The sequence below is a fragment of the Chromobacterium sp. Ag138 genome (assembly GCF_055181315.1).
Window position 1 is genome coordinate 980,746 of the sequence record NZ_JBUPWA010000001.1, and the last position, 24,029, is coordinate 1,004,774.

Genomic DNA, 24,029 nt, shown 5'->3' on the forward strand with positions numbered 1-24,029 from the left:
AAATAATTGTTCAAACAAAAATAGACACGGTTTAATTTAAAAAGTCGTTGAGAAAAATAAAAAAAACTTATCCTAATTGTGAAAATCCCTATGGATTTAGCAAAAACATGGCGGCCCAAAGTTGAGATTTTTGGCAGATTTAACCCATTCGGGCAGGAGATTTGTCATGAAAAATCGAAGTTCACCGAAGAGCAGATCGCCTTCGCATTGCGCCAGGCGGAATCCGGCACCACCGTCGCCGAGGTCTGCCGCAAGATGGGCGTCTCCGAAGCCACCTTCTACAACTGGAAGAAGAAATACGGCGGCCTGGGCGTCAGCGAACTGCGCCGCCTGAAGCAACTGGAATCAGCTGTTCAACGGCCAGAAAATCCGGGCCTTGACTGTAGTAGATAATTTTAGCCGGGAGAGCCTGGCGATCACGGTGGATTTCGCGCTGAAAGCCGCGGACGTGGTTGCTACGATGCAGCATGTGCAAGCCTTGCGCGGGACGCCGCAACGAATTCAGGTCGACAACGGCAGCGAGTTTATTTCCCTGGCGCTGGACCAGTGGGCCTATGAGCAAGGCGTCACGCTGGACTTCTCACGACCAGGGAAACCCACGGATAATGCCTTTATCGAGTCATTTAACGGCAGTCTGCGGGATGAGTGCCTGAATGTGCATTGGTTTCTATCGCTGGACGACGCACGCGAAAAGGTCGAGCGTTGGCGGCAGGATTACAATGAATTCAGGCCGCACAGTTCGCTGGGCGACCAGACCCCGAGCGAGTTCCGACTTGCTCACCTTGAAGCCGGAAATCTCTAGACTCGACTGCTCGGTTAGTCGGGAGGAGGTCACCCCTGGACCACCGGCAGGCCCGCCGCCTTCCAGTCCGGAAATCCATCCACCAGATGGCGCGCGCGCCGCCCGGCTGCCTGCAGCATGGCTGCCGCCCGCTCCGACAACGCGCAATACGGCCCGCGGCAATACGCGATGATCTCCACATCGGCCGGCAAGCCGGCCAACTCGCCCTTCAATTGCTCCAACGTCAGATTCATCGCGCCGGGAAGATGACCCTGGACATATTCTCCGCTCGGACGCACATCCAGCAGCAGCACATCGCCCATCCGCATCCGGGACAACAGCTCGTCGCGGAGGATGCCTTCCGCGCCGCCCGCTCCCGCCACTCCGGCCGCCAGCCTGGCCAACTCCGCCCGCCGGTGCTCCACGCATTGGCGCAGCGCCGCCAGCAATGGAATCACCGGCCCCTCGCCCAGCCGATAGCGCACATGCTTGCCATCCCGGCGCGACAGCACGAAGCCGGCGCGCTTGAGCTGTTGCAGATGCTGCGAGGCGTTGGCAACGCTCAAGCCCGCCTGCTCGGCCAAAGCTTCCACGCTCCACTCCCCCTGCGCCGCGAGCTCCAGCAGCAGCAAGCGATGCGGGCTGCCCAGCGTACGCGCCAGCTCAGCGAATTCATCCAGCGCGCCATGCCTCGCCACATCCAAGCCCATTGACATCTCCGCCTCCATCACATCATCATTCAATCAATAAATTGAATGATAGTTTATCAAAACCTCGTCTCATCCGCGAGTCGAAACAAGAAAGGCAATCCAAATGGACAATGCATGGCAATCGCTGCTCCCGCACTCGGTCGCGCTGGGCATAGGGGCCACCCTGGTCATGGACGCGTGGGCGCTGTTGCTGAAACGCGGCTTCGGCATTCCGTCGCTGGATTACGCGATGGTTGGCCGCTGGCTGGGCCACCTGCCGCGCGGCCATTTCCGCCATGACGGCATCGGCCGCTCCGCCCCCATCGCCGGCGAAAAAGCGCTGGGCTGGGCTGCGCACTATTTGATCGGCGTGCTGTTCGCCTTTCTGTTGTTGGCGCTGTGCGGTCCCGCTTGGCTGGCCCGGCCCACGCTGCCGCCGGCGCTGGCATTCGGCCTGCTCAGCGTGGCCGCGCCCTTCCTGATTCTGCAACCGGGAATGGGAGCCGGCATCGCAGCCCGCAATACGCCCAACCCCAAGGCCGCCAGGCTTCGCAGCCTGTCCGCGCACGCGGCGTTCGGCCTGGGTTTGTATCTTGCGGGCCAGTCTTTGGCGATCTTGCGCCTCTGACGCCAAAGAAAACGCTCCGCCGCCGCCGATTAGCAGCTATTAGCAATCTTTCCGTATCGTTCGGGCCAAACCGGCAATACAATGCAGCGCAAAGATTCATCGGCGCCGCTCGCGCCCAACAGCAACACGGAACAACAATGAGAATCATCCCCCTGCTAAGCCTCGGCCTGCCCCTGCTTTCCTCCCTGGCCCAGGCCGCCGCTCAACCGGCCGAATCACCGATAGACCGCTACGGACAGCAGATTTTCAAGAACAGCAGGGCCATCGGCATGACCATGGTGGTCATCGATAAGAATCAAACCCAGATGCGCTTCTACGGCGAAACCCGAGCCGGCAGCCGACAAACGCCGGACGCCGACTCGCTGGTCCGCATCGCCAGCATCAGCAAGGCCATGACCGGCGAAGTGCTGAGCGCGCTGGCGCTGGACAAGAAAGTGAAGCTGGACGACCCGCTGCAGAAATACGCTCCGGCAGGCGTGGCGCTGCCGCCGGCGGGACAATCGATCACTCTGCTCAACCTGGCCACCCATACCAGCGGCGTGCCGCGCGAAATGCCGGGCGAGAAACCCAAGGACACGCCGGTTTTCGTCTGGCCCAATGTCCAGCAACGCTGGAACTGGCTGTCCGGCACCAAGAACAAGCTCGCCCCCGGACAACGCGCCCAATATTCCAACCTCGGCTTCGACCTGCTGGCCGATGCGCTGTCCCGCGCCGCCGGCAAACCCTACCCGGTCCTGTTCCGGGAAAAAATCACCGCCCCGCTGGGCATGAAAGACACCACCTTCACCCCCACTCCCGCCCAGTGCGCGCGGCTGATGGAGGGCTACGGCGCCAGCCCCTGCGTCGACACCACGGCGGCGATAGGCAGCGGCGGGATTTATTCCACCCCCCGCGACATGCAGCGCTGGCTGCAGGAACTGCTCCACCCGCAGAACGAGGCCCGCCGCCAGCTGCGCGACCAAACGCTGCGCATGCACTTGCAGCGGACCGATCTGAGCAGCCTGCGCGGCATGGACGTAGCCGGCCAGGCGGACCAGCTTGGCCTGGCCTGGATACGGATGGAGCCCAGCCCCAACGCGCCGGAAATCATCCAGAAAACAGCGGGCGGTGGCGGCTTCCTAGGCTACGCGGCGCTGGCGCCCCGCAACGACGTGGCGGTATGGGTGGGCCTCACCCGCAGCGGCGGCACCCGCTACCAGCACCTGAGCGGCGGCGTGAACAAACTGGTGGCCGAGCTGAGCGGCTACAAGCCAGTCGCCGCGCCGATGCCCAAACCCACGCTGGCCAAGACCGGCCGCGGCAAGGCGGCGATCGCCCAGGCGGCCGCGACCAAGCCACGCGCGAAAAAGGCCGCGCGGAAAACCGCCGGCCCCAAGACTGCCGTCGCGAAAAACGGCGTCAAGAAGAAAAACCACTTGGTCAAAACATCGGCACACCGGGCGCAGTAAACGCGAAGCGCGCGATCTCGTCCTTGCGCATGAACCGCACGCCCGGATGGCTCTGGGCGTAGCGGATGAAGGTCTCCAGCGCCTTCACCCGCGCCGGCGTGCCGGAGATGCGGTCGTGGGTGCTGATCGACATCATCCTGCGGCGATGGCCAGCCTCCTGGTACAGCAGGTCGAATTCGGCCTTCAGGTCGGCCAGATAGCCATCCACGGTCAGCGCCGGCGAATCGTAGCGGACGATGTCGTTATTGCGCAGCGTGTACGGCACCACCATGAAGGGCTTGCCGTTCACCGGCACCGTGAACGGCTCGTCGCGGCTGATGTCGTCGATGTGATAGACGAAGCCCAGCTCCTGCAGGATGCCCAACGTGTTGGGCGTGCCGCGCAGCCAGAAGGCGTTGAAGCCTATCGGCCGCGTGCCGGTGGCGCGCTCGATGCTGGCGATGCTGGCCTGGTAGCCGGCCCGCTCCTGTTCCGGCGTCATCGAATACTGCGGCTCCCAGGTCTGGCCGTGCCCGGCCGCCTCGTGGCCGCGCTCGACGATCTCGCGCGCCAGTTGCGGATGGCGGTCCACCGCCTGCCCCACCATGTGCGAGGTGACCTTGACGCCGGTACGGTCCCACAGGTCCAGCATGCGCGGGATGCCCTCCTTCACGCCATAGTCGTACCAGGTCTGCATCGGCAAGTCGGCATACTTCGGGTCCAGCGGCGGGAACGGCCCGCTGGCGCCGCGCTCCGGCTGCGCGCCGGCCTCGAACTGCATGGAAATGGAGATGACCAACCGGGTGTCCCCGGGCCAGAATCCGGTTTGCTCGTGCTTGCTTTGCGTCATTTTTCCTGCCCTTCCCGTTGCCGCCCAGGCCTGGCCTTGGCCCAAGGCCAGGCTCGCGCCTCCGGCCGTGGCGCCGGCCAAAAACTGGCGGCGGTTGATTGGTAACGTTTTCTTCATCGCGCCCTCCGGCTACAGCAGACCGCCGCCATCCACATCCAGCACCGCGCCGGTGAGGAAGGCATTGCCCATCGCGAACAGATAGGCCTCGGCCAGATCCTGCGGCCTGCCCACCCTGCCCAGCGGCAGGCCGGACGCGATCCGCGCCATCGCCGCCGCGCGCCCCTCCGCCCCCGCCTCGCCCCACAGCTCGGTATCCACCACGCCGGGGCTGACAACGTTGACACGGCGCGGCGCCAGCTCCTTGGCCAGATTTTTCGCCGCGGCCTCGAGCGCCGCGTTGACCGCGCTCTTGAGCAAGCCGCCGGGGCCGTACTTGCGCGACAACAATCCCGATGTGAAGGTGATCGACGCATCCGGCGCCAGATAAGGCAGGGCTTGCTGCGCAGCCAGCAGCGCGCCGAACAGCTTGACTGCGAACGTCCGCTGAAAATCGTCGAGCGTCGCATCCTCCAGCCGCGGCGAGCCGACCCGCGCGCCAGCGGTCAGAATCAGATGGTCGATGCGGCCGATGCCGGCGAAGGCGTTGCGCAGGCTGTACAGATCGGTGACATCGGCCTGCAGGCTCTGCCAGGGGCCGGGCTGGGCGACGGAACGGCCCAGCACATAAACCTGCGCGCCGGCGTCTGCCGCGGCCTGGGCCACCGCCCGGCCGATGCCGGAGGTGCCGCCCAGCACCGCCACCGTTTTCTGCCGCAGAAAATCCGTAGCCGCGCTCATGGCTTCAGCGCTCCCAATTGCTTCAACAGGGTCAGGTTGTCTTCCAGATGCCAGTTCTCGGCAATGCGGCCGTTTTTCACCCGGTAAAGATCAAACGCCTGGAAATCCACCGCCTGGCCTGCGCCCTGGATATCGCCGAACTTGCCGCTGAAATGGCCGGTGAAGTGCAGGCGCAGCGCCACTCTGTCGGCGGCCAGCACCATATCGGTGACTTCCACCTTCAGATCCGGCACCGCGGCGCGGAAGGTTTGCGAAGCCTGCAACGGCCCGGCCGTGCCCTGGCGCCGCCCTTCGGGCAGCGTGCGGTCGAGAAAGTCAGGGTCCAGCGCCATCTCGGCGTAGCGCGGATCGCCGGTGTTCCAGAAGGCGGCGTAACGCATGGCCGCCAGCTTCACCGCGGCGGCGTTTCCGCCGTTGCGTTCGGAAAACACCCGCGCCGGTTGCGGCAAGGCGTCGGCGGCCATTGCGGCGCCGGCGGCAAGCGCCAGCAGGCCTGCGGAGATCAGATGGGAAAGACGGTTCATGTCGACTCCTCGTGGTGTGTGGGAGTCGATTATCGGCCCGCTCGCCCTGGTTGATAATTGGCCGCAGCATTGCATGATTTTCCAGTTAAATTTGAAAATAAGCGCAGCCTGCCGCCCAATCCGCCTGGTGCCCTTTACCGGCAGGCAAAGAAAAAGGCGCCCCTTCAAGGGTCGCCTTTATTTGAAAACCTGAAGCCCGGCTGCGCGGGCCGCGCCGCTCAGGCGCGCACGTCCAGGTTTTGTCCCAGGTGGGCCGGATTGGAAGCCTGAATTTGCTGGGAGGACTGCTCCGCGCCCTGCAACAGCGTCAGCGTCGATTGCGCATCGGCTTGCATGGCTTTCTTCAATGCGAACACCTGAGTGCCGCCGCTGACATTTTGCGCGCTGACTTGACTTACCGCGTCCATACCCCCACCTCCTGAAAATGCTACAAAGTGCATCACAATCTGCAGTGTAGCGCCATGCCGGCCAGCGGCATAGCAAAACTGTTAGAATGTGATGCAATTCCCACCTTTTCGACGACAGGAAAACACTCATGAGCGCACCCCGTCACAGCCCTCTGCTGATTCTTGGCTCCGGCCCGGCCGGCTACACCGCAGCCGTCTACGCCGCCCGCGCCAACCTGAAGCCGGTAGTCATCACCGGCATGGCCCAGGGCGGCCAGCTGATGACCACCACCGACGTGGACAACTGGCCCGCCGACGCGGAAGGCGTGCAGGGTCCGGAACTGATGCAGCGCTTCCAGCAGCACGCCGAGCGCTTCGGCACTGAAATCCTGTTCGACCACATCCACACCACCCACCTGAGCGAGAAGCCGATCCGCCTGGTGGGCGACGCAGGCGAATACACCTGCGACGCGCTGATCATCGCCACCGGCGCTTCCGCCCAGTACCTGGGCCTGCCGTCCGAAGAAGCCTTCTCCGGCAAGGGCGTGTCCGCCTGCGCCACCTGCGACGGCTTCTTCTACCGCAACCAGGACGTAGCGGTGGTCGGCGGCGGCAATACCGCGGTCGAAGAAGCGCTGTACCTGGCCAACATCGCCAAGCACGTCACCCTGATCCACCGCCGCGACACCTTCCGCGCCGAGAAGATCCTGGTCGACAAGCTGATGAGCCGCGTCGCCGAGGGCAAGATCAGCCTGAAGCTGAACGCCACGCTCGACGAAGTGCTGGGCGACAACACCGGCGTGACCGGCGTGCGCGTCAAGCTGAACGACGGTTCCAGCGAAAACCTGGCATTGACCGGCGTGTTCATCGCCATCGGCCACAAGCCCAACACCGACATCTTCAAGGGCCAGCTGGAAATGGACGCCACCGGCTACCTGATCACCAAGGGCGGCCGCGACGGCAACGCCACCCTGACCAGCATCGACGGCGTGTTCGCCGCCGGCGACGTGCAGGACCACATCTACCGCCAGGCCGTGACCAGCGCCGCCTCCGGCTGCCAGGCCGCCCTGGACGCCGAGCGCTATCTCGACAGCCTGAAGTAAGCGCCGGAACCCAGCATCATGAAGACCTTCAAGGACACTCTGAAGGGCCTTCGCCAGACGCTGCGCCAGGCCGCCCCGCCGCGGGCGGCCTTGCCGCGGCCTGCAGTGCCCGAGGAGGCGGATTTCCGTCAGTCGGTCGGCGACGTCAAGCCGCTGAGGCCTGACGACCGCCACCACCCTCAGCCTCCCAAGCCCAGTCCCCGTCCGCGCAAGCCCAGCCAGGGCCCGGCGCTGCACGCGGCCGCCTGCCTGGAAATCCTGCAACATCAGATAGGCTGGTTCGAACCCACCCACCAGTTGCAACAGTACGCCCGCCCCGGCATGCCGTCCGCCACGCTGAAACGGCTGCGCCACGGCAACTGGCCGGTTTGCGCCCAGCTGGACCTGCACGGCTACACCCGCCATCAGGCCCAGGACGCGCTGGCGCTGTTCATCCACCGCGCCCGCCACCGCGGCCAATGCGTGAAAGTGATCCACGGCAAGGGATTCGGCTCGCCGCAAGGGGAGCCGGTGCTGAAAAAGCTGGTGCGCAGCTGGCTGCAGCACCACCCCGACGTGCTGGCTTTCTGCGAGGCGGAAGCCGGCGGCGCCGGCGGCTCGCTGCTGGTGCTTTTGCGCCGTCCGGCCGCCGGAGAAATCCGCGACGAAGGATAACGTGACAACCGCAACGATAATCCGCTAAGCTCAAAACAAGGCGGACCCCTGCACACTACCAGGAGTTATGCATGACAGGCACACCCTGCCCCGACTTCACCCTGCCCGGCACCGCCGGCGCCGATTTTCAGCTCTCCTCCAGCCGCAAGCCGCTGGTGATCTACTTCTACCCCAAAGACAACACGCCCGGCTGCACCAATGAAAGCATGGCTTTCCGCGATCTCCATCCGGAATTCGCCGCGCTGGGCGCCGAAATCGTCGGCATCTCCCGCGACAGCCTGAAGTCCCACCACAACTTCAAGGCCAAGCTGGAGCTGCCGTTCGAGCTGCTGTCCGACGCAGAGGAAACCGCCTGCGGCCTGTTCGGCGTCATCAAGATGAAAAACATGTACGGCAAACAGGTGCGGGGCATCGAGCGCAGCACTTTCGTCATCGATGCCTCCGGCAAAGTGTCGCGCGAATGGCGCGGCGTGAAAGTGCCCGGTCACGCAGAGGAGGTGCTGGCGTACGTCAAGACGTTGAAGTAGCAAGCCGCAGCAGCCCGGCCGACCGGCCGGGCCAGAACATGAACAAGGGGACCACATCATGGCCGGCCGTAAAAAGACCACCGCGTGCAAACTGTTCGTACTGGACACCAACGTACTGTTGCACGACCCCACCTGTCTGTACCGCTTTGAAGAACACGATGTGTTCATCCCCATCATCACGCTGGAAGAACTGGACACCCACAAGAAGGGCATGTCCGAAGTGGCGCGCAACGCCCGCCAGGCCAGCCGCTTCCTCGACGACATCATCAGCGGCAAAGAGCTGAACATTTCCGAAGGCATCCCCCTCAAGCACGCCAGCCGGGACGCCGCCAGCGGCAAGCTGATCCTGCAGACCCAGGCCATCAACGGCGCCCTTCCCTCGTCGCTGCCCATGGGCAAGGCCGACAACCAGATCCTCGGCATCGTGATGGCGCTGAAAGGCCATTATGAAGGCCGCGCCGTCATCCTGGTGTCCAAGGACATCAATATGCGCATCAAGGCCCGCGCGCTGGGCCTTGAAGCCGAAGACTACTTCAACGACAAGGTGCTGGAAGACACCGACGTGCTGTACACCGGCACGCGCGAGATCGAGCAGATCTTCTGGGAACGCAACAGCAAGGACATGAAGTCGTGGCAAGACCACGGCCGCAGTTACTACCAACTGGCCGGACCGGACTGCAACGGGCTCTACGTCAACCAGCTGCTATGGCACGAGGGCGAAAAACCGTTCCAGGCGCGGGTGATCAAGGTGGAAGGCAAGACCGCGGTCCTGGAAACGCTGAAAGACTACAGCCACAACAAGAACAACGTCTGGGGCATCACCGCGCGCAACCGCGAACAGAACTTCGCGCTGAACATGCTGATGGATCCCAACGTCGATTTCATCACCCTGCTGGGCCAGGCCGGCACCGGCAAAACGCTGCTGACCCTCGCCGCCGGATTGGCGATGACGCTGGAACAGAAGATCTACAGCGAAATCATCATGACCCGCGTCACCGTGCCGGTGGGCGAGGACATCGGTTTCCTGCCCGGCACCGAGGAAGAGAAGATGGCGCCGTGGATGGGCGCGCTGGAAGACAATCTGGACGTGCTGAACAAGAGCGACGACGACGGCGGCGACTGGGGCCGAGCCGCCACCCGCGACCTGATCCGCAGCCGCATCAAGGTGAAGAGCCTCAACTTCATGCGCGGCCGCACCTTCCTCAACAAGTACCTGATCATCGACGAGGCGCAGAACCTGACGCCGAAACAGATGAAGACGCTGATCACCCGCGCTGGCCCCGGCACCAAGGTGGTCTGCCTGGGCAACGTCAGCCAGATCGACACGCCCTACCTCACCGAAGGCAGTTCCGGCCTGACCTACGTGGTGGACCGCTTCAAGGGCTGGGGTCATTCGGCCCACATCACGCTGCAACGCGGCGAGCGCTCGCGGCTGGCCGACTACGCCGGCGAGGTGCTGTAAACGCCCAGGGCGCGGCGAGCGCTTCCGCCCGCCGCGCCCGAAATGGCAAAACGGCGTCCGCCTCGCCGCGGACGCCGCTTCTCTCCAACGCTTACCAGTCTTCTTGCTCGCGCATGCCGCGCAGATAGCCCAGCAGACACAGCACCGCCACGCCCAGCACCAACAGATCCAGCGCGAACCACTTCTTCGCGTCCCGCATGCTCTCGCTGCGAGACATCAGCTCCGCCGCCAGCGCCAGCCTTTCCACATCGTCGCGCGGCTCCGCGGCCGCGGTCCGCGCGGCGCCCTTGTCGGCGCACACCACGCATGCGCGCGGCGGCGGCTCATTTCCCAGCTCATGCCAGCTCGCCGCCAGCACCACCGCGCAAAACACGCAAAACAACAACAAAAACCTGATCATTCCCATTCGGCGCGCATCCGCGCCGGCCTCATCCGCCCAACCATAAAAACAATCGCCGCCAGGCGCATGCCCTTGCGGCGATTTCCAGCCGGCGTTCCGCACGCCTGCCGATCACTCCCCAACCATTCACATTTTTTAACAATCACCCGGCAGGGTCAATCAATCGATCCCGCTCAGGACAATCCCGCTGCATTCGCGCCACAAAAATGCCATTGCAATCAAAAACACCCTTCGCCGGCTCAGCGCCGGCCCCGCCCCGTCACCGCGTCCGGCCCATACAGGCTCCACTCGCTGATCAGCAACATGCCATCCCCAGTCGCCACCAGCAGTTGCTCGGCTTGGGAGTAAATCAGACTGCCCGGCGCGAAGCCATGCGTCTCCACCCAGCCCTCTGCGCGATGAATGAAGAAAGTGACGTTGTTGACGACCGCCGCGCACTCGAAATCGCCGAAGGCCCGCACCTGACGCAACAGTTCCGCCGTGGCGCGGCTGAAATCCAGCATCCGGTCGCCGTCGGTCCACAGCGGCCAATAACTGCCGCCCTCCCCTTGAGGCCTCGCCTCGTCCCACAGGCGGTCGAAATCATGGGCCAGTTTATGGCTGAGGCGGTGCAGCGCCAGCTGCAACTTGATGTCCAGCATCTGATGGCTGTCGGCCTCTCCCAGCGCGAAACGCTCCTGCGCCAGGATATCCCCGGCGTCAAACTCCGGACTCACCTTGTGGCAGGTGCAGCCCCATTCGCGATGTCCCTCCAGCAAGGCGCGCACCTGCGGATACGGCCCGCGGCCCACCGGCAGCAGAGAAGGGTGGAAGTTGACAGCGTATCTCAGATACGGCGTCCAGTCGGGAATGCGCCAGTTGTAGCTGCCCACCAGCAACGCTTCGCACCCCTGCTCAGCCAGTTCCTCCAGATCCCGCGCCCGCATCGGCGACAACTGCAGCGGCAGCCTGCGCTGCTCGGCGAAAGCCATCGACATCTTGTTATGGTGCATCCGGTTGTCCGCCGGGGTGCAGAAGACTTTCACCGGCTGCCATCCCGCCTGCAAGAACACATCGAGCACCGGTTTGAAACGATCGGAAAGGGTAATCGCGAAACGCATGGCATCCACTCAGGGCAAGCAGGCCATCCGGCCCGATGGCTTGGTTATACCATTCGCCCTCACCGCGCTTTTGGCGATGACACGCAAATTAACAGAAGCCGGCATCCTCCCACACACTCAGGCCACGGTCTCCTCCAGCCATGCGTCGAAAGCCTCCAGCAAGCGTTGCCCATCGGCTTCCGAGGCATGCGGGCTGAACAGCAGCATATTGTGGAACGGCGTGATCAGCAGGCCCCGGTTCAATAGGTACAGATGGATGCAACGCTCCAGCTCCCCGTCCTGCCCCGCTGCGGCCTCGCTGCCATTGCGCGGCGGCCTGGCGACGAACTGGAACTCGCAGCGCGCGCCCAGCTGCGTCACGCACCAGGGCAAGGCGAAGCGGGCGAACAGCTCGCGCAGGCCCTGCGCCAAGCGGCCGGCGCGCTCGAACATGATCCGATAGTTGTCCTCGGTCATCACTTCGGCCAGATTGGCGCGCATCGCCGCGCAGGCCAGGCGGCTCGCGCTCAGGGTTGTGCCGATGCCGGAATGCCCCGGGGGCGCGTCGCGCTTGGCCTGCTGGGCCCTCGCCGCCAGATCGGCGCTGAAGCCGTAGGCGGCGGCCGGCAACCCGCCCGCCAGCGGCTTGCCCAGCACCAGCATGTCCGGCTGCAGATGATGCGCGGCGGCATAGCCGCCCGGGCCGCAGCTGATGGTGTGGGTTTCGTCCAGCAACAACAGGCTGCCATGGCGGCGGATGATGGCCTGCGCCTGTTCCCAATAGTCCGGATCGGGCAGCACCATGCCGATATTGGTCATCGCCGGCTCGGCCAGCACGCAGGCGACCCGGCCATCGGCGAGCGCCTCTTCGAGCGCGGCCAGGTCGTTGAATTCCACCACCCGGGTGTGTTCGGTCAAATCGTAAACCTGGCCCAGCAGGCTGGCGCGCGGCGTCGCCCTGCCATCGACCAGATCGACGAACACATCGTCCACCGTGCCGTGGTAGCAGCCATTGAACACCAGGATGCGGTCGCGGCCGGTGACCGCCCGCGCCCAACGGATGGCGAAACGGTTGGCGTCGCTGGCCGACAACGCAAACTGCCACACCGGCAAGCCGAAGCGCCGCGACAGCTCCTCCGCCACCCACAACGCGTCTTCGCCGGGCAGCATCGCGGTCAAGCCCCGGGCCGACTCGCGGGCGATGGCCTCCGCCACCGCCGCCGGCGAATGGCCGAACATCGCTCCGGTATCGCCCAGGCAGAAGTCGGCGTAGACATGGCCGTCCACATCGATCAGCCGTGCGCCCCGCGCCTCGGCCAGAAACAGCGAGCGCGGCGTCGGCCAATCATCCATCCAGTGCAGCGGCACGCCGAACAGCAGATGCGCGCCGGCCCGCTCCGCCAGTTCCAGCGAACGCGGATGCCTCGCCAGGAAATCCTCCGTCTCGCGCGCATGCCGCGCGCGCGCCCTGTCCAGATCGATGCCGTGCCGAATCGCCATGCTCGCCGCTCCTGTTGTCCGGGATGCGGACAGTATGCCAAACCTATCAGAATCCGATCCACCACGACAAAAGGCCCGGAGGAAACACGCTCCGGGCCAATGTGCTGCAATGAACGGTTATTCAGCCTAGGGGCAAGTGCCCCGACAGGGTATTGAGCTTGCCGACTGCGCGGCGGAAACGCGCGTGGGCGCGGGATACGGTGGATTCGCTGATGTCCATCTGCTGCGCGGCGAAGTAGCCTGTCATGCCTTCCACCTCCATCAGCCACACCGCCTCGCGCGAACGTTTTTTCATGCCGATCAGGTCGGCCACCACATTGAAATCGTCCAACTTCATCTTATGCCTCCCCATGTAGTCATGGTTCCCGGCCTGCGCCGGTGAGCCAAACATGTCCTTGCATCTCAATCATAGATGCTTGCAGGAAAAATGCAGGCAACGCGCAACACGGATTCCAATCTTTGCCGCCGCAGCCCTGCGGATGGAGAGGACCTCCGCCAGTCGGCCAGCAAGCCGGCGAGCCATAGCCGGCTTGCGTGGCGATCCGGAGACGCGGCTGTTTGCCTGATGTCTCCATGCGGTTTTTCAATCGATTAAATTCCATTGGCATTCATCAATCCAGACAGCGCCATGCCATCTCCTTGCAAATGCGAGCCTCCGACCTCCGGCGACTCGTATCTGCGTATAATCCCCGGCGTGCCTTGGAATTTTGTCCCAAGGCGCTATTGATTCATCGCATTCCATCGGGACGCAAGCGATCGCCACGACTGCTATTTTCTCGCTCCCTAAAATTTTGCAGCACGACTATCCCCAATGATCATTCTGAAAAACGTGGCTTTGCGCCGCGGCACTAAAGTCTTGCTGGACGGCGCGACCGTCAGCATCAACCCCGGCGAAAAGGTTGGCCTTGTAGGGCGCAACGGCGCGGGCAAGTCTTCGCTGTTCGCGGTGCTGAACGGCAGCCTGCACGAAGACGGCGGCGATTTCTCCATTCCCAGCCAGTGGCGCATGGCGCAGGTGGCGCAGGACATGCCGGAAACGTCGCAGACCGCCACGGAGTTCGTGGTGGAGGGCGATACCACCCTGCTGGCGGCGCGGCGCGAAGTGGCCGAAGCCGAGGCGGGCGAAGATTACATGCGCATGGCGCATGCCTACACCGCCCTGAACGATGCCGGCGAGCACGACGCCCCCGCCCGCGCCCAGGCGTTGATCCTGGGTCTGGGCTTCAGCGTGGCCGAACTGCAGCAGCCGGTGAACAGCTTCTCCGGCGGCTGGCGCATGCGCTTGCAGCTGGCGCGCGCGCTGATGTGCCCGTCGGACCTGCTGCTGCTTGACGAGCCGACCAACCACCTCGACCTGGACGCGCTGGTCTGGCTGGAGGCCTGGCTCAAGCAATACGCCGGCACCATGGTGGTGATCAGCCATGACCGCGAGTTTCTCGACGCGGTGACCAATGTCACGCTGCACATCGACCACGGCAAGCTGGTGCGTTACGGCGGCAACTACAGCAAGTTCGAAGACATGCGCGCCGAGCAGATGATTCTGCAGCAGGCCGCGCTGGCCAAGCAGCAGGAAAAGATGGCGCACCTGCAAAAATTCATCGACCGCTTCAAGGCCAAGGCCAGCAAGGCCAAGCAGGCGCAAAGCCGCGTCAAGGCGTTGGAGAGGATGGAGAAGATCGCGCCGGTGCTGGCCGATGCCGAGTTCCAGTTCGAGTTCAAGGAACCAGGCAGCCTGCCCAATCCGATGCTGACCATGTCGCAGGCCTCGTTTGGCTACCCGGCGCCGGAAGACGCCGCGGCAGGCACGCCGCCCACCGTAATCGTCAAAGGCGTGAACCGCTCGGTGCTGGCCGGCCAGCGCATCGGCATCCTCGGCGCCAACGGCCAAGGCAAATCCACGCTGGTCAAGACAGTGGCCGAAGCGCTGGCGGCCACCAGCGGCGAGATCATCCGCGGCAAAGGCCTGAATATCGGCTATTTCTCGCAACAGGAGCTGGACGTATTGCGGCCGGAAGACGACCCGCTGCAGCACATGCTGCGATTGGCGCGCGAAACGCCGGCGCAGCTGCGCCCGCCGGCCAACGACTGCCGCGAGCAGGGCCTGCGCAACTTCCTGGGCACTTTCAATTTCAGCGGCGACATGGTCAAACAGGCTGTGGGCAGCATGAGCGGCGGGGAAAAGGCGCGGCTGGTGCTGTGCATGATCGTCTGGCTGCGCCCTAATCTGTTGCTGCTGGACGAGCCGACCAACCACCTGGACCTGGCCACGCGCGAGGCGCTGAGCGTGGCACTGAACGAGTTTGAAGGCTCGGTGATGCTGGTCAGCCACGATCGGGCCCTGCTGCGGGCGGTGTGCGACGAGTTCTGGATGGTGTCGCGCGGCAGCGTCAGCGACTTCGACGGCGATCTGGACGACTACCAGGTCTACCTGCTGGAAGAGGCCAAGCGCCGGCGCGAAGAAGCGGCCGGCAAGCGATGAGCGCTAGGCGGCAAAGGTGGAACGCCTCCGCCTCTGCCGCCCTAGCTTGGCGTCAGGCGCTGCCCACCAGCCCGCGCGCTTTCGATCCCGCCTCGGCCGCATCCACGCCGAACATCGCCTGCAAGGCCAATGCTTTGACGTCGGTGACGGACAACTCCCCTTCACAGGCGAAATCGCAGTCGCTGATCAGCAGCGGCGCATCCGCGGCGACTGGCGCGGGCAGCCCATGCGATCCCTTGACGATGCCGGCGTCCAGGCCGATCACATCCATCAGGCTGCGCATGCCCAGCGCGCGCCTGGCCAGCCGGCTGGCCACGGCCAGCTTGGGGAAGCGGAGGTTCGGGTCGATGAACAGCTCCGCCGGGTCATAGCCGGGCTTGCGGTGGATGTCCACCGTGCGCGCGAAATCCGGCACCCTGGCGTCGTCCAGCCAGTAGTAATAGCTGAACCAGGCGTCACCGTCCGCCAGCGCGACGAAATCCCCGGCGCGCTCGTGGTTCAGGCCCAGTTCGCCGCGCGCGCGCCCTTGCCACACCCCCGCCACGCCCGGGATGGACCGCAAGGCTTCCTCCACTTCGGCCGCCTTGCGCGCGCCCAGGCCGGGCTGCAAATAGACATGGGCGATCTGGTGGTCCGCCACGGCGAACGCCTGGCATTGGCTGGGATCCAGAATTTCCGCGCCCGCCTCATGCCGCACCTGCAGCAGGCCCGCTTCGCGCAGATGGCGGTTCAGATGCACCGCGCGGCTCACCGGGGTGATGCCGTACTCGGACACCGCCATCACCTGATAGCCCCGCTCCCGCGCATGAGCGATCAAATCCCCCGCCACCGCGTCGATGTCCCGCAGCGATTGCCGCACCGCGGGATGCCCCAGATCCGGTCCGTAGCGCTGCAGATCGTAATCCAGATGGGGAAGGTAGCTCAGCAACAGGCTGGGGCGAAAATCGGCCATCGCCAGCTTGCTGGCTTCGGCGATCCAGCGGCTGGACGCGATGGAGGTGGCCGGCCCCCAGAAATGGAACAAGGGAAATGGTCCCAGCTCCGCCGTCAGCCGGTCCCGCCACTCGGCGGGCTTGGTGTGGCAATCGGGCAGCTTGCGGCCGTCCGCCTTGTAAATGGGGCGCGGCGTCGCGCCGAAATCATGGCTGGACGCCATGTTGTACCACCAGAACAGGTTGGCGCAGGAAAAGTCCGGGTCGTGCCGCTTGCCCGCCTCCCACAAGCGCTCGCCGTGGACCAGGCGGTTGGACTGGCGCCAGAACCAGACCTCCGCCAGCTCGCGGAACAGCCAGCCGTTGCCGACGATGCCGTGCTGCTCCGGCGCCAGTCCGGTCAGCATGCTCGCCTGCACAGAACAGGTCACCGCCGGCACGATATTGTTCAAGGTCCTGACTGCGCCCTGGCCGGCAAACTCGGCCAAGCGGGGCGTGTGCTCCCCGATGAGGCGCGATGTCAGGCCAACGATGTTGAGCAGAAGCAGCGGTTGCATATACTCGCCTTTCCCATATCACTCGACTTGCGGCGGCCCGGACAAGAAACGCGCAAGGGCCGGTCCAAAGCTGCCGCCTGGCCAGGCCCCGCCCGGAAACCGCCGCCCCGGCCTCATCTGCCGATGCAGGCATTTAGATACCAATAAACTCCACAATAGAATCAAAACAATCAATCGTCATTGAAATTGTTGAAACCCTCCCCTAGAAATACAGCTGATGCTCGCATCCTTCACGTATTCGCCGTCCCGCCGCATCGCAAAGCCGCTCAAGACCGTAGCAACCTTATCGAGGAGCTATCGCATGAGTTATCTCCAGTACCCCCGTCTGGCCTTCTCCGGCCTGTTCCAATCCGATGTTTCCACCGTCAACAACGATCCGCGCCATTTCGACAACGCCACCTTTGAACAGCGCTTCCAGGAGCCGCGCTACCAGCCTCCCGTGCAGGAAGACGCCGGCGGCGCTCAGATCTCGATCAACAACGGCTGGTGGAACCCTTGGGGCACCGGCATCTTCGGGCTGAAGAATTGCGTGGTGCAATCGGCGCTGGGACCGGATGGCCAGGAAATCCTGAACAGCGGCGAAGACGCCGCCGTCGGCCTGCTCGTGGGCAACGCCAACGACCAGCCTTCCGGCAAGATGGTGGACCTGGACCCGGACTGGCAGCTGGCTTCCTGTATTTACGGCCAAGTGATCACACTGCGCTCCGCCAACGGACAAGTGCTGATGCGCGGCCAATACGCGCCCAACCCCTTCCGCGACCTGTGGTTCAACCGAGTGGGGAACATATCGGGCGACAGCGCGGCCTCCGCCATCTGGCAAACTCAGCTCACCCATGTGGAATGGGATCTGGACAAGATCGACAGCCCGGTGCTGCATGCCTTGAAAGCCATCTGTGAGCAACAGGGCAATATCCTGTCGCTGCGGCTGACCACTTACGGCTACGACGACGCATTGGGCGAAAGCTTCTTCTCTTACGGCATCCTGCTGGGCGCCATCGGCCCCGCTTATGAGACCGAGCCGGAGTCCTTCATCCTGGGCCGCCGCTTCATTCCAGCCAATAATCTGCTGCCGCCCGACGCTTACCAGCCGCAAGACTATGTTCCCAATGTCGGCTGGTTCAGCGCGCAAGTGGTGACAAACGACAAAACCCAAAGCAGCACTCTGTACGTGGACCTCAGCAATGCGCTGCCCCTGGTCTACAAACCAGACCACAAAACAGCGGATGGGAGGCCTAGAAGACCAGCCAGCACGCCGGAAACGACATATGAGGTGGACATCACCTGCGGCAGGGGCAGCGGCAATCCAGCAGCCCCTAAAGAAGGCGATAGCCAGCAGCTGTGGCAGCAACCCCTGATCATCGCCCAATTGACGTCGCAGACGCTGCCGACCAGTCCCTATCTGCAGCCGGGACAAACCGCCCCGGCTCCCGCAGCTGCGCAATATCAGCCGCTGGCGACCATCGACATCAGCAATGCCAACCTGCTCAGCCGCAGCGGCATTGTCGCGGTGCCGATTCCTGCGTCCATGCAAGCGAGCATCAACCAACTGCCGCTGGCGTTGCTGACTTCAGCCAACCCCAATCCCAACACTGGCTGGGCCTTGCTATTGTGCTGCGAAGGAAGCGGCGGCTGGGAAGTGCGCGCCGACCAATTCGCGCTGCGCCTTGACCCCAATGACGCGACCGCCAACGTTTTGGACTCGAACGTTTACGTCGCGCAATATGGCGTGCCGCTGGCCAATGGCGACGTCACCCTGGCCGTCACCTCCACCGGTCCCCAGGTGGATGTGGGCGACTGTCCCTCCGACACCCCGCCGGAAACAACGCCCAAGGCTGCGACTCCCACCTTCAACGTGCCGGCTGAGCAAGTCCGCTTCGCCCAGAACGCCGCGCGCACCGACGCCAACGGCATGGTGAAGCTTACCCTCAGCGGTCCGCAGGCTATGGGCTACCCGCGCTATTACATCGATGGCCAGCTGTTCAACTACGCCTACAACTTCGCGTCCGACCCCTCCGCCCCCAAGTCGGCTCCGCAGCCGACGGTACAGCAGATGTTCGACCAGTACGCGATCGTCGTCCGCTCCACCTATGCGGTTCCCGATACGGTCACCTGGGAAGACGTGCAGCCCATCCTGCAACAGTACGCCAACCTGTACCCGGTGATGAGCCAGGGCCTGTTCGATTTTTCCAAGAAAGAGCAGGCGGACGCCAACGCCTTCATCCTCAAGTTCGTGCTGGACAAACCGGACGACGATCCGGACCAGATGCCGGTCACCCGGGATCTGTCCAGCAGCAAGCGCCAGGCGCTGATCAAGTATTTCGACAGCGTGCTGCAGGAACAGGGCCGCCCCCCCAGCATGCTGGACATGTTCGGCAAGCGTTGCCCTACCCGAGGCGGAGGCTCTCAAAAAGACTGCCCCCAAGGCGCCGTCAGCTACGGCAAGCCCGACTGCCCGGCTAAATAACCGAGCTTCCATTTCGAAAGGGTACCAATATGCTGCGCATCAAACAGAGCATCATCAATCAATTGCTGAAAGGCTGTAGCCTGGATGAGCTGAAGAAAGCCGTCACTACCGCGATCGCGCTCGAGTTCTCCACCATCCCCCCCTACCTCACCGGGCTGTTCTCCATCATGCCCGGCAGCAATCAAAGAGCCTCCGCCCTGATCCAATCCATCGTCACCGAGGAAATGCTGCACCTGACGCTGGCCTCCAACATCCTGATCGCCATCGGCGGCAATCCGGACATCGTCGCCATCGGCCGCTCCCTGGTTTATCCGGGACCGCTGCCGGACCAGATCGACAATGATCTGCAGGTGGGGCTGGCCGCGCTCAGCAAACCGCAGCTGAATAAAGTGTTCATGGCGATAGAACGTCCGGAAACCAAGCCGGGAGAAATCCTGCCTGGCGAGGAAGCGCCGCAACCCACGCCTGTCAACCCCGGCGAGTTCGGCTCCATCGGCCAGTTCTACAAGGCTCTGCTGACCGCCCTGACCATCGCCAACGCCACCAATCCGGAACTGTTCGCCACACCCAGGCTGGAGCAGCAGCTCGACATCAGCCAATGGTTCCCGCCGGTTCCCACCGCGCCGGCGGAAGGCAAGATCCGGAACCTCGACGACGCGGCGCTGGCGATCAACACCATCGTGATCCAGGGCGAAGGCATCGAAACCGGAGGCGAAAGCCAGGGGAATCTCGAAGGCCAGAGAATGGAGGGCAAGCTCAGGAAGGCAAATCTGAATGAATCGATCCTGCCGCGGCATCGCCATGGCGGAAACCGAGGCGTGTCCGTCGAGAATGTCAGCCCTGGCGACGGCGATGGCAGCTACGCGCACTATTTCAAGTTTGGCGAGATCTTTTACGGCCGCGAGCTGATGCCAGACTCCGAAGCCGTGTCGGGCTGGTCCTACAACGGCGCACCGGTGCCGCTGGATGAAAGCCAGATTTACAACTTCTTGGCCAATGCCTCCGTCAGCGATTACCTGCCCGGCTCCTCCGCTTCCGTCGCCGCCCAACGCTTCTACGATGCCTACCAGATGCTGCTGACCAGCCTGAACCAGGTGTTCAACGGCAAACCCGCGGCCATGGACCGGGCGATGGGCCTGATGTACCAGCTGAAGCTGCAGGCGCAGCAGGTCGCGCAATGCCCGGTCGGCGGCAATGTCTCCAATCTGGTGGCTGCGCCCCCGTTCATGTTGACCCATTGATGCGTCCCTGGCGGCGCGTTCCGCCAGACATGGTCGGACCCCCCCGACGCCGCTCACGGAGGTGCCGATGAAACCAGCCGAAACCGATGTCCCTCGCCCGCTTCCGGCCGACCGCGCGGCAAACGCCGACGCTAGGCCGGACTCGCCGCTGCAGCTGCAACTGAACCATGACTTCAGCGTGATCCACACCCGCGACGCCTTCGCCGCGGACAACCCAGCCCTGCTTCAAACGCTGTGCCGCCGCGAGCCGGCCAAGCGGCATCGGCTGGCGGTCTTCATCGACGGCGGCGTGCTGCGCGCCTGCCCGGAACTGCCGCAGCGCATCCGCGGCTACGCGGACACCCACGCCGCCCACCTGGAAATAGCCGGGGAGATCGTGCCGCTGCCGGGCGGAGAAGTCTGCAAGAACGATCCCCAGCAGCTGTGGCAGCTGCTGCAAGCGCTGGCCGACCGCAATATAGACCGCCACTCCTACGCGCTGGCCATAGGCGGCGGCGCGGCGCTGGACACAGTCGGCCTGGCCGCGTCGCTGTTCCATCGCGGCGTGCGCCACATCCGTCTGCCGTCCACGGTGCTGTCCCAGGCCGACAGCGGCGTCGGCGTCAAAAACGCCATCAACTGGAACGGGCAGAAAAACCTGATCGGCAGCTTCGCCGTGCCCTGGGCGGTGATCAACGACGCGGCGCTGATAGACGGCTTGCCCGCGCGCGAAAAACGCGCGGGCATGGCAGAAGCGGTGAAGGTGGCGCTGATCCGGGACGCGTCATTCTTCCACTGGCTTGAAGCCCGGGCCGACGCGCTCGCCCGCTTCGAGCGTCCGGACCTGGAGGAACTGATACAACGCTCGGCGGCGCTGCACCTGCGCCAGATCACCCAGGGCGGCGATCCATTCGAACAGGGCTCGGCGCGGCCGCTGGACTATGGCCACTGGATAGCGCACAAGCTCGAACGGCTGAGCGGCCACGCGCTGAATCACGGCGAGGCCGTGGCCATAGGCGTCGCCTGCGACGCGCGCTATTCGGCATTGGCCGGACTGCTGCCGGCGGGAGATGAGGCGCGCGTCTGGCAACTGCTGCGCGCGCTGGGCTTCGAGCTATGGCACGAACAGCTGCTGGCCCGCGACGAACGCGGCCGGCTGGCGCTGCTGCAAGGCCTCGGAGAATTCCGCGAACACCTGGGCGGCGACCTGTGCGTGACCCTGCTGGCGGAGCTGGGGCGCGGTCGTGAAGTGAACGCCATAGACGGCGAGCGCGTCTTGCAAAGCATCTTCTGGCTGCAGCAGCGGCACGCCTCCGCCCTGCCCGATGCGCGCGCCGGCATCAACGAAACGATCTGCGGAGCCGGGCGATGAAACTGGCGCACCTGCCCCTGCCCGCGCATCTCTCCTACTGCACCAATATCCATGCCGGCGACAGCCTGGCCGAGGTCGAGGCCAGCCTGGATGATTTTCTGCCGGCGATCCGCGTCTATCTGGAAGAGTGGCGTGCGCTGGCCCCCGACGCGCCATTCGGCCTGGGACTGCGGCTGTCCGCCCAGGCGGCGGAAAGCCTGATGCATGAGGAAGCGCTGCGCGCCTTCGCCGCCCGGCTGGAATCGCTGCATGCCTATGTGTTCACCATCAATGCCTTCCCCTGGGGAAACTTTCACCGAAAACCGGTGAAGCAGGCGGTCTACCAGCCCGACTGGCGCAGCAGCCAGCGCGCCGTTTACACCGCCCATTGCGCGCGGACGCTGGCCGCCCTGCTGCCCCCCGGGGTGGGGGGCAGCATCTCCACCGTGCCGCTGGGCTTCGCCGAAGGGGACCGCGCGGCGGCGATGGCCGACTCGCTGCCGCAACTGCGGCTGGCCGTGCTGGAACTCAACCGGCTGATGCGCGAAACCGGCAAGGAAATCGTCCTGGCGCTGGAGCCGGAGCCGGCCTGCCTGCTGGAAAACGCCGCCGATGCCCTGTCTTTCTTCCAGCGATATTGGTTTGCCGAGGAAAATCTGGCGCAGCTGGCCCGGCAGGCCGGCTGCGCGCTGCCCGAAGCCCGTCGGCTGGCGCAGCGCCATCTGGGCGTCTGCTACGACGTCTGCCACGGCGCGGTCGAATTCGAAGATCCATGCGCGGCGCTGGCCAAGCTGCTCAACGCCGGCATCCGCATCGCCAAGATCCAGCTGTCCTGCGCCCTGCGGGTGGAAGCGATGGATGAGCGCGCCGCGCGTCAACTGCAGGCCTTCGACGACGGGATTTACCTGCATCAGGTGGTCAGGCGCGATGCGTCCGGCCTGCAGCGCCACCGAGACCTGCCGCAAGCGCTGAGCCTGCCGCCCAACGTCGTCCGGCGGGAATCATGGCGCGTGCACTGCCACGTGCCGCTGTTTTGGCAAGCACCGCCGGAAGCGGGCCTGGCCAACACCCGCGACAGCCTGGACGCGGTGCTCGGCCTGCTGCGCCGGCAGGCCGTCAGCCCCCATCTCGAAGTGGAAACCTATACCTGGGACGTGTTGCCGCCCCAACTGCGCGAAATGCCCAAGGCCCAAGCCATCGCGCTCGAATTGCATACCGTTCTGAAGGAGCTGCGCCATGAGCGCTGACGCCGTTTCATCGATGCCGGTCTGGCTGCGCCTGGGCCGCGTTTCCAACCTGCCCACCGTCTTCAGCAACGCGCTGGCCGCCGCGCTGCTGGGCGCCGCGGCCGGCGGACAGGCATTGAGCGTGGCGGCGCTGGCGGCCCTGCCGCCGTTGATGCTGTCAATGTGCCTGTTTTACGTGGGCGGCATGTACCTCAACGATGCCTTCGACCGCGAAATCGACGCCCGCGAACGTCCGCAGCGTCCCATCCCATCCGGCGAAGCGCGCGCGCAAACGGTTTTCGCCTGCGGCTTCGGCATGCTGCTGGCCGGCTGGCTGCTGCTGGGGCGATACGGCAACGATCACAGCCGTTTTTACGGCGCGCTGCTGGCCTCCGCCATCGTGCTGTACAACGTCTGGCACAAGAACAATCCCTGCAGCCCGCTGCTGATGGGCGCGTGCCGCGCCCTGCTCTGCCTGTGCGTCGGCTCGGCCTTCGCCGGGGGCACGCCGCCGCTGCTCTGTCTGGCCGCCGCCCTGCTGCTGGCGCATATCGTCGGGCTCAGCCACGCCGCCAAGCAGGAAAGCCTGGACCGCATCGGCGCTCTCTGGCCGCTGGCGGTGCTCGGCCTGCCGCCATTGGCCTACGCGCTGCTGGCGCTTGTCCGGTTCATCCCGGACGGAGCCCCCCAGGCCTGGCAGGCGCTGGCGCTCGCCGCGCTGCTGGCCATCGCGCTGGCCGCCGCGCTGGCGCTCGCCTTGGCGCGGCTGCTCAAGCGTTCGGCGCCCGGCGCGGTCGGACAGGCGGTGGCGCGGATGATCGCCGCCGTCAGCCTGCTGGATGGCCTGGCTCTGGCCGCCGGCCTGCCGCAGCCCGCGCCCGCGGCCATCCTCGGCTGCGTGGCGGCCTATTTCGCCACTCGCCTCCTGCAAACCTATATCCCGGGAACCTGAA

General features: G+C 64.6%; 23 protein-coding genes and 1 pseudogene. 14 read left to right on the plus strand and 10 right to left on the minus strand.

What is annotated here, in order from left to right; translation table 11 throughout:
- Positions 1-159 precede the first annotated feature (159 nt).
- Positions 160-802, plus strand: a pseudogene (locus ACY3GB_RS04065) (IS3 family transposase).
- 29 nt (positions 803-831) lie between these two features.
- Here ACY3GB_RS04065 and ACY3GB_RS04070 read toward each other — a convergent pair.
- Positions 832-1,497 (minus strand): ArsR/SmtB family transcription factor, encoded by a 666-nt coding sequence (locus tag ACY3GB_RS04070; RefSeq protein WP_463087612.1) that lies wholly within the window; start codon positions 1,495-1,497, stop codon positions 832-834.
- A 97-nt stretch (positions 1,498-1,594) separates the two neighbouring features.
- Here ACY3GB_RS04070 and ACY3GB_RS04075 point away from each other — a divergent pair, with 97 nt between their 5' ends.
- Positions 1,595-2,098: a DUF2938 domain-containing protein gene (locus ACY3GB_RS04075; protein ID WP_463087613.1), complete on the plus strand. Its 504-nt coding sequence runs from the start codon at positions 1,595-1,597 to the stop codon at positions 2,096-2,098.
- A 137-nt stretch (positions 2,099-2,235) separates the two neighbouring features.
- On the plus strand, positions 2,236-3,546 hold the full coding sequence (ampH, locus tag ACY3GB_RS04080) for a D-alanyl-D-alanine-carboxypeptidase/endopeptidase AmpH (RefSeq protein ID WP_463087614.1): 1,311 nt from the start codon (positions 2,236-2,238) through the stop codon (positions 3,544-3,546).
- On the opposite strand, the gene ACY3GB_RS04085 is transcribed toward ampH, so the two are convergent.
- Genes ACY3GB_RS04085 through ACY3GB_RS04095 form a run of 3 tightly spaced genes read right to left on the minus strand, consistent with a single transcriptional unit; the run spans position 3,518 to position 5,736 of the window.
- A complete protein-coding gene (locus tag ACY3GB_RS04085; RefSeq protein ID WP_463087615.1) occupies positions 3,518-4,492 on the minus strand; it encodes a polysaccharide deacetylase family protein in 975 nt (324 codons plus the stop codon). The two genes, ampH and ACY3GB_RS04085, sit on opposite strands and share 29 nt — an antisense overlap.
- Before the next feature lie 12 nt (positions 4,493-4,504).
- Positions 4,505-5,212: an SDR family oxidoreductase gene (locus ACY3GB_RS04090; protein ID WP_463087616.1), complete on the minus strand. Its 708-nt coding sequence runs from the start codon at positions 5,210-5,212 to the stop codon at positions 4,505-4,507.
- Positions 5,209-5,736, minus strand: coding sequence for an ester cyclase (locus ACY3GB_RS04095; RefSeq protein ID WP_463087617.1), 528 nt, complete (start codon positions 5,734-5,736; stop codon positions 5,209-5,211). The genes ACY3GB_RS04090 and ACY3GB_RS04095 overlap by 4 nt, the downstream gene beginning before the upstream one ends.
- Between ACY3GB_RS04095 and ACY3GB_RS04100 the strand changes: the two genes are divergently transcribed.
- The gene (locus ACY3GB_RS04100) at positions 5,735-5,929 is read left to right on the plus strand and encodes a hypothetical protein (RefSeq protein WP_463087618.1); all 195 of its coding nucleotides are present in this window, start codon (positions 5,735-5,737) and stop codon (positions 5,927-5,929) included. The genes ACY3GB_RS04095 and ACY3GB_RS04100 overlap by 2 nt on opposite strands.
- 25 nt (positions 5,930-5,954) lie before the next feature.
- Here ACY3GB_RS04100 and ACY3GB_RS04105 read toward each other — a convergent pair whose 3' ends face one another.
- Complete coding sequence (locus tag ACY3GB_RS04105) at positions 5,955-6,143, minus strand: putative motility protein (protein WP_463087619.1); 189 nt, start codon at positions 6,141-6,143, stop codon at positions 5,955-5,957.
- Positions 6,144-6,271: 128 nt separating this feature from the next.
- On the opposite strand from ACY3GB_RS04105, the gene trxB reads away from it, so the two are divergent.
- The 4 genes from trxB to ACY3GB_RS04125 all read left to right on the plus strand — a co-directional run bounded on the left by trxB (position 6,272) and on the right by ACY3GB_RS04125 (position 9,868).
- Positions 6,272-7,225, plus strand: a complete 954-nt coding sequence (gene trxB / locus ACY3GB_RS04110) for a thioredoxin-disulfide reductase (RefSeq protein WP_463087620.1) — start codon at positions 6,272-6,274, stop codon at positions 7,223-7,225.
- An 18-nt stretch (positions 7,226-7,243) separates the two neighbouring features.
- Positions 7,244-7,879, plus strand: coding sequence for a Smr/MutS family protein (locus tag ACY3GB_RS04115; protein WP_463087621.1), 636 nt, complete (start codon positions 7,244-7,246; stop codon positions 7,877-7,879).
- 71 nt (positions 7,880-7,950) lie between these two features.
- On the plus strand, positions 7,951-8,406 hold the full coding sequence (locus ACY3GB_RS04120; RefSeq protein WP_046157613.1) for a peroxiredoxin: 456 nt from the start codon (positions 7,951-7,953) through the stop codon (positions 8,404-8,406).
- Positions 8,407-8,464: 58 nt separating this feature from the next.
- A complete protein-coding gene (locus ACY3GB_RS04125; RefSeq protein ID WP_463087622.1) occupies positions 8,465-9,868 on the plus strand; it encodes a PhoH family protein in 1,404 nt (467 codons plus the stop codon).
- Positions 9,869-9,959: 91 nt separating this feature from the next.
- Here ACY3GB_RS04125 and ACY3GB_RS04130 read toward each other — a convergent pair whose 3' ends face one another.
- From ACY3GB_RS04130 to ACY3GB_RS04145, 4 genes are all read right to left on the minus strand, one after another.
- Positions 9,960-10,268 (minus strand): hypothetical protein, encoded by a 309-nt coding sequence (locus tag ACY3GB_RS04130; RefSeq protein WP_463087623.1) that lies wholly within the window; start codon positions 10,266-10,268, stop codon positions 9,960-9,962.
- A gap of 239 nt (positions 10,269-10,507) precedes the next feature.
- A complete protein-coding gene (locus ACY3GB_RS04135) occupies positions 10,508-11,368 on the minus strand; it encodes a methionyl-tRNA formyltransferase (protein WP_463087624.1) in 861 nt (286 codons plus the stop codon).
- A gap of 117 nt (positions 11,369-11,485) precedes the next feature.
- A complete protein-coding gene (locus ACY3GB_RS04140) occupies positions 11,486-12,847 on the minus strand; it encodes an aspartate aminotransferase family protein (protein ID WP_463087625.1) in 1,362 nt (453 codons plus the stop codon).
- A 121-nt stretch (positions 12,848-12,968) separates the two neighbouring features.
- Positions 12,969-13,184 carry a sigma factor-like helix-turn-helix DNA-binding protein gene (locus ACY3GB_RS04145; RefSeq protein ID WP_021475958.1) on the minus strand — a complete coding sequence of 72 codons (216 nt, stop codon included), beginning with the start codon at positions 13,182-13,184 and terminating at the stop codon, positions 12,969-12,971.
- 474 nt (positions 13,185-13,658) lie between these two features.
- Here ACY3GB_RS04145 and ACY3GB_RS04150 point away from each other — a divergent pair, with 474 nt between their 5' ends.
- Positions 13,659-15,326: an ABC-F family ATP-binding cassette domain-containing protein gene (locus ACY3GB_RS04150; RefSeq protein ID WP_463087626.1), complete on the plus strand. Its 1,668-nt coding sequence runs from the start codon at positions 13,659-13,661 to the stop codon at positions 15,324-15,326.
- Positions 15,327-15,378: 52 nt separating this feature from the next.
- Here the strand turns inward: ACY3GB_RS04150 and ACY3GB_RS04155 are convergent, their stop codons facing one another.
- The gene (locus ACY3GB_RS04155) at positions 15,379-16,815 is read right to left on the minus strand and encodes an alkaline phosphatase family protein (protein ID WP_463087627.1); all 1,437 of its coding nucleotides are present in this window, start codon (positions 16,813-16,815) and stop codon (positions 15,379-15,381) included.
- A gap of 301 nt (positions 16,816-17,116) precedes the next feature.
- Here ACY3GB_RS04155 and ACY3GB_RS04160 point away from each other — a divergent pair, with 301 nt between their 5' ends.
- From ACY3GB_RS04160 to ACY3GB_RS04180, 5 genes are all read left to right on the plus strand, one after another.
- Positions 17,117-19,279, plus strand: a complete 2,163-nt coding sequence (locus ACY3GB_RS04160; protein ID WP_463087628.1) for an Ig-like domain-containing protein — start codon at positions 17,117-17,119, stop codon at positions 19,277-19,279.
- 29 nt (positions 19,280-19,308) lie between these two features.
- Complete coding sequence (locus tag ACY3GB_RS04165; protein WP_463087629.1) at positions 19,309-20,520, plus strand: ferritin-like domain-containing protein; 1,212 nt, start codon at positions 19,309-19,311, stop codon at positions 20,518-20,520.
- A gap of 67 nt (positions 20,521-20,587) precedes the next feature.
- Complete coding sequence (locus ACY3GB_RS04170; RefSeq protein WP_463087630.1) at positions 20,588-21,871, plus strand: 3-dehydroquinate synthase; 1,284 nt, start codon at positions 20,588-20,590, stop codon at positions 21,869-21,871.
- A complete protein-coding gene (eboE, locus tag ACY3GB_RS04175; RefSeq protein ID WP_463087631.1) occupies positions 21,868-23,097 on the plus strand; it encodes a metabolite traffic protein EboE in 1,230 nt (409 codons plus the stop codon). Before ACY3GB_RS04170 ends, eboE begins: the two co-directional genes overlap by 4 nt.
- The gene (locus ACY3GB_RS04180) at positions 23,087-24,028 is read left to right on the plus strand and encodes a UbiA family prenyltransferase (protein ID WP_463087632.1); all 942 of its coding nucleotides are present in this window, start codon (positions 23,087-23,089) and stop codon (positions 24,026-24,028) included. The genes eboE and ACY3GB_RS04180 overlap by 11 nt, the downstream gene beginning before the upstream one ends.
- Position 24,029: the final 1 nt, after the last annotated feature.